Below are 5900 nucleotides of genomic sequence, written 5' to 3'. Positions count from 1 at the left end.
TCGAACATCGGTCACACGCAGGCCGCGGCGGGTGTCGCGGGGATCATGAAGATGGTGCTGGCGATGCGGCACGGCATGCTGCCCCGCACCCTGCACGTCGATGAGCGCTCCGCGCAGGTGGACTGGACGGCAGGAGCCGTCGAACTGTTGACGGAAGCCATGCCGTGGCCCGAGACCGACCGACTCCGCCGCGCCGGTGTGTCGTCGTTCGGCGCCAGTGGGACGAACGCGCATGTGATTCTGGAGCAGGCTCCGGCGGTTGAGGAGGAGTCGGCTGCGGAGTCGTCGCCGAGTGTGGCGCCGGTAGTGGTGCCGTGGGTGGTGTCGGCGAAATCCGAGGCTGCGTTGCGGGGTCAGGCGGAGCGGCTGGCTGCGTTTGTGGGTGACGGCTCGGACGTCGGTTCCGTGGATGTGGCGTGGTCGTTGGTGTCGTCGCGGTCGGTGTTCGAGCATCGGGCGGTGGTGCTGTCGGGTGACCGTGCCGGGTTGGCGGCTGTGGCTTCGGGTGAGCCGGTTGCCGGTGTGGTGCGGGGTCAGGTGGTTGCGGGCCGGCTGGCGGTGCTGTTCTCCGGTCAGGGCAGTCAGCGGGTCGGGATGGGCCGCGAACTGTATGAGGCCTTCCCGGTGTTCGCCGAGGCGTTCGACGAGGTGTGTGCCGGCTTCGACGGTCTGCTGGAGCGGCCGTTGCGTGAGGTGGTCTTCACCGACGCTGAAGCGTTGGATGCGACGGTGTTCACGCAGGCGGCGTTGTTCGCCGTCGAGGTGGCGTTGTTCCGGCTGGTCGGCTCGTGGGGTGTGCGTCCTGATGTGGTGGGCGGGCATTCCATCGGTGAGCTGGCTGCCGCGCATGTGGCGGGTGTGTGGTCGCTGGCGGATGCGTGTGTGCTGGTGGCTGCGCGTGGCCGGCTGATGCAGGCGCTGCCGGCGGGTGGTGCGATGCTCGCCGTGGAGGCCGACGAAGCGACGGTCCGGGCTGCGCTGGTGGGCCGGGTGGGTGTGGATGTTGCTGCGGTCAACGGCCCGCAGTCTGTGGTGGTTTCCGGTGACGGCACGGTGATCGCCGAGTTGGAGGAGGTGTGGCGGGCCGGGGGGCGGCGGGTGCGTCGTCTGCGGGTGTCGCATGCGTTCCATTCGCCGTTGATGGAGCCGATGCTGGACGAGTTCCGGCAGGTCGCCCAGTCCCTGAGCTATGGCGAGCCGCGTATTTCCGTGCTGTCCAATGTGACGGGCGGGATCGCGACTGCGGACTTGATCTGTGACCCGGAGTACTGGGTGCGTCATGTGCGTGAGGCGGTCCGTTTCGCCGACGGGGTGCAGCACCTGTCGGGCATGGGTGTGACCTCGTGCCTGGAGCTCGGCCCGGACGGTGTGCTGTCGGGGATGGGTGCGGACACCGTCCCGGACGTGGTGTTCGCTCCGGTTCTGCGCAAGGACCGTGGTGAGGCCGGTGCGCTGGTGGAGGCGCTGGCCCAGGTGTTCGTCCGAGGCCACGACGTGGACTGGGCTTCTCTCCTTGCACCCGCCCGCCCGCGCCTGGTGGAGCTGCCCACCTACGCCTTCCAGCGGGAGCGGTTCTGGTTGGAGGCGGCGCCGTCGGTGGGTGATGTGTCGTCGGCCGGTCTGGGTGTGGCGGATCATCCTCTGCTCGGTGCGGCGGTGACTCTGCCTGATTCCGACGGGTGTCTGTTCACCGGCCGTCTGTCGCTGGCGTCCCACGGCTGGCTGGCCGATCACACGGTGCTGGGTGCCGTGCTGCTGCCGGGCACGGCCTTCGTCGAACTGGCCCTCCACGCCGGCAATCGGGTCGGCTGCACCCGGTTGGACGACCTGGTCCTGGAGGCCCCTCTGGTCCTCCCGGAGCACGGTGCGGTCCAGTTCCAGGTCGCCGTCGGCGGCTCCGACGACACCGGCCGACGCCCGGTCAACGTGTACGCACGCCAGGAGTCCGGTGACCCGGACCAACCGTGGACGCGTCACGCCGGCGCCGTACTGAGCCAGAGCCCGGTCACATCAGCGCGGCCGGTGTCGGACGAACCGGGCGTGTGGCCACCGGCCGGGGCCGAGCCACTGGACGTCGAGGGCATGTACGAAAGGTTCGCACTGGGCGGGCTGACGTACGGACGGGTGTTCCAGGGAGTGCGCGCGGCCTGGAAGCGGGGCGGCGAGGTCTTCGCCGACATCGCGCTGCCGGAAGAGCACGCGGAACAGGCCACGCGTCACGGAATCCATCCCGCGCTGCTGGACGCGGCCCTTCACATGGCGGGGCCGGGTGGGTTGATCGACCAGGGAGACGAGGGCCAGAACCGGATTCCCCTGCCGTTCGTCTGGAACGGCGTCTCCCTCCACGCCACCGGGGCGAGCAGTGTCCGGGTGCGGCTGACGTCCGCCGGAACCGACGGGGTGTCGGTCACCCTGGCGGACGAGTCCGGCCTGCCGGTGGCCCACGTGGACAAGTTGGTCACCCGTCCGGTCACGGCCGATCAGATCGACGCCGCGCGCGGTGCCCTGCGCGAGTCGCTGTTCCGGCTCGACTGGCAGGGCTGCCGACTCCCGTTGACCGAAGGTCCCTCGGTTCTCCGGGGCGTGGTGGTCGGCGCCGGGAGCGACACGCTGGCCGCCGGCCTGCGGGCGGGCGGCTGGGACGTGGCGCAGCACCCGAACCTGCAGAGTCTGGGTGAGAGCATCGCCGGCGAACGCGCGGAGACGTCGGGCGAGGGCGCATCCCTCTCCGAATGGGTCTTCCTCCCCGTGCCGGGCGACATGAGTACAGTCACCGGACCGCGCGTCGGCGCGGGCACGGGTTCGGCGATGGACACGGCCCCGGACTCGGGAACCGGCTCCGGCCTGCGGTCGATGGTGGTCGACACCCTGGAGCGGGTGCAGGACTGGCTTGCGGACGACCGGTTCGTCGACATGCGTCTGGTGATCGTCACCCGAGGCGCGGTGAACACCACACCGCTCGCGGACGGCCCCGCCGATCGGGACGTGCCTGATGCGGCGGCAGCCGCCGTATGGGGCCTGGTGCGGTCGGCGCAGGCGGAGCACCCCGACCGACTGGTACTCCTCGACGTCGACGACCCCGCCGAGGCCGCGTCCGCCTCTCTTGCCGCCGCCCTCACCTCGGGCGAACCGCAACTGGCGATACGCGGCGCAGGGATCCTGGTGCCCAGACTGGTGCGCGCCGCGACGGACGATCCGGCCGCCGACGCGCCCTCCTCCGCCGAGAACGGACGTGCGCCGCACGCCGTGGCGACCTGGGACCCGCACGGCACGGTGCTGATCACCGGAGCGAGCGGCACACTTGCCGGTCTGGTGGCCCGGCACCTGGTGACCCAGCACGGGATACGGCATCTGCTGTTGCTCAGCCGCCGAGGTGCCGACGCGAGCGGGGCCGCGGAACTGACGGCCGAGCTCAGCGCCGGGGGAGCCTCGGTGACCTGGGCCGCCTGCGACGTGGCCGACCGTGACGCCGTCCGTGCGGTGCTGGCGGGCATCCCCGCCACGCATCCACTGAAGGGCGTCGTGCACGCAGCCGCTGTTCTGGACGACGGAGTCATCGCGTCGCTGACGCCGGAGCGCGTCGACGCGGTGCTCCGGCCGAAGGCGGAGGCAGCGACCGTCCTGCACGAGCTGACCGCCGAAGCCGATCTCTCGGCGTTCGTGCTCTTCTCCTCCGCCGCCGGCACGTTCGGCGGAGGCGGACAGGGCAATTACGCCGCCGCGAACGCCTACCTCGACGCGCTCGCGACACAGCGCCACGCCCAGGGCCTGCCCGCCCTGTCGCTGGCCTGGGGCCTGTGGGAGCAGCGCAGCAATCTGACCGGCGGCCTGGGCGACGCCGACCAGCGACGCATGGCCGGCATCGGGCTCGGCGGACTGCCGACGGACGACGGACTCGCGTTGTTCGACGCCTGCTGCGCCGGCCGGACACCGGTGCTGGCGCCGATGCGGCTGGACACGGCGGCGGTACGGGCTTCCGTGCGGGACAGCGGAGACGAAGTACCGCACGTGCTGCGCGAACTGGTCCGGCTGCCCCGGCAGCGGACGGGGGCCGCCGAGGCCCCGGCGCCGGGCGGCCTGCGGGAACGGCTGGCCGGGGTGCAGGCAGCGGAAGGCGCACGCATCGTGCTGGACGCGGTGCGCCGGAACGTCGCGGCCGTCCTCGGCCACGGCGCGACGGAAACCGTGGACCCGGCGCGCGCCTTCAAGGACGTCGGATTCGACTCGCTGACCGCGGTGGAACTGCGCAACCGGCTCAACGCGGTCACCGGACTGAGGCTGCCCGCCACCCTCGTGTTCGACTACCCGACACCGATGGCCCTGGCCGGATACCTCCGCCAGGAGCTGGCTCCTCAGGGTGCAACCGGGGAGGCCGGCAGCGACGTCTCGTTGTCCGTCGGCCTCGACCGACTCGAGGCCGGACTGTCGGCCATGACCCTTGAGGAGATCGGCCACACCGACGTGATCTCGCGGCTACGGGATCTCCTCGCCAAATACGGCGACAGGCAGGAAGGCACGGGAAGTGCCGGTCTCGCCGACAAACTCGAATCGGCGACGGACGGCGACCTCTTCAAGATGGTGGAAGAGGATCTCGGACTCATCTGACCCGACCCTCGGAAACACGCGACCCACCCGGTCGACTCCCTTTCCGTCGAATGCCTTTGCTCCGCCTCTGATGGGAAACGCGCGATGAGTAACGAAGAAAAGCTCCGGGACTACCTCAAGCGAGTCATTGCCGAGCTGCACCAGACACGGCAACGTCTCCAGGAGGCGGAGACCGCGGATCACGAGCCGATCGCCATCGTGGCGATGAGCTGCCGCTACCCGGGGGGCGTACGTTCCCCGGAGGAGCTGTGGCGCCTGGTGTCCACCGGCACCGACGCCATATCCGGCTTCCCGGAGGATCGCGGCTGGGACGTGGCGGGGCTGTACGACCCCGACCCGAGCGCCGTGGGCAAGAGCTATGCGCGTGAGGGCGGCTTCCTGCACGCGGCCGGTGACTTCGACCCGGCGTTCTTCGGCATCTCACCGCGTGAGGCGCTGGCCATGGACCCGCAGCAGCGGCTGCTGCTGGAGACCAGCTGGGAGACCTTCGAGCGGGCCGGCATCGACCCGGCCTCGGTACGCGGCTCTCGCACCGGCGTCTTCACCGGCGTGATGTACCACGATTACGGCACCGGTCTTGAGTCCCTCCCCACGGGCGTCGAGGGCTACCTGGGCAACGGCACGGCGGGCAGCATCGCGTCCGGCCGGGTGGCCTACACCCTCGGCCTGGAGGGCCCTGCGGTCACCATCGACACGGCCTGCTCGTCGTCCCTGGTGGCCCTGCACTGGGCCGGCCAGGCGCTCCGCCGACGCGAGTGCACGCTCGCGCTGGTCGGCGGTGTCACCGTCATGTCCACCCCCGGCACCTTCGTCGAATTCAGCCGTCAGCGCGGCCTCGCTCCCGACGGTCGGTGCAAGCCGTTCGCGGCGGGCGCGGACGGCACCGGCTGGGGCGAGGGCGTGGGCATGCTCCTGCTGGAGCGCCTCTCCGACGCCCGGCGCAACGGTCACCCGGTCCTCGCCGTGATCCGAGGCTCCGCTCTCAACCAGGACGGTGCGAGCAATGGCCTGACGGCGCCGAACGGTCCGTCGCAGCAACGCGTGATCCGTGCGGCCCTGGCAGACGCCAGGCTCTCCGCCAAGCAGGTCGACGTGGTGGAGGCGCACGGTACGGGGACGACGCTGGGTGACCCGATCGAGGCGCAGGCGCTGCTGGCGACGTACGGCCAGGACCGGCCGGACGACCGGCCGCTGCGGCTCGGCTCGATCAAGTCGAACATCGGGCACACCCAGGCCGCGGCCGGTGTCGCCGGTGTGATGAAGATGGTGCTGGCGATGCGCCACGGGCTGCTGCC

At 71.0% G+C, this 5900-nt stretch carries 2 protein-coding genes; both read left to right on the top strand.

Features of this window, described 5'->3' with window-relative positions; all coding sequences use genetic code 11:
• The first annotated feature begins 6 nt into the window (after window positions 1-6).
• On the top strand, window positions 7-4605 hold the full coding sequence (locus ACGF3H_RS36140) for an SDR family NAD(P)-dependent oxidoreductase (RefSeq protein ID WP_393816624.1): 4599 nt from the start codon (window positions 7-9) through the stop codon (window positions 4603-4605).
• 84 nt (window positions 4606-4689) lie between these two features.
• Window positions 4690-5900: type I polyketide synthase (locus ACGF3H_RS36135; RefSeq protein WP_393816623.1), on the top strand; the 1211-nt coding region annotated here is incomplete at its 3' end.

Source organism: Streptomyces sp. NPDC048185 (assembly GCF_043202495.1).
In the GTDB taxonomy this organism is placed as follows: domain Bacteria; phylum Actinomycetota; class Actinomycetes; order Streptomycetales; family Streptomycetaceae; genus Streptomyces.
Note: the sequence above shows the minus strand (reverse complement) of the source record. Positions and strands in the feature narration are given on the sequence as shown.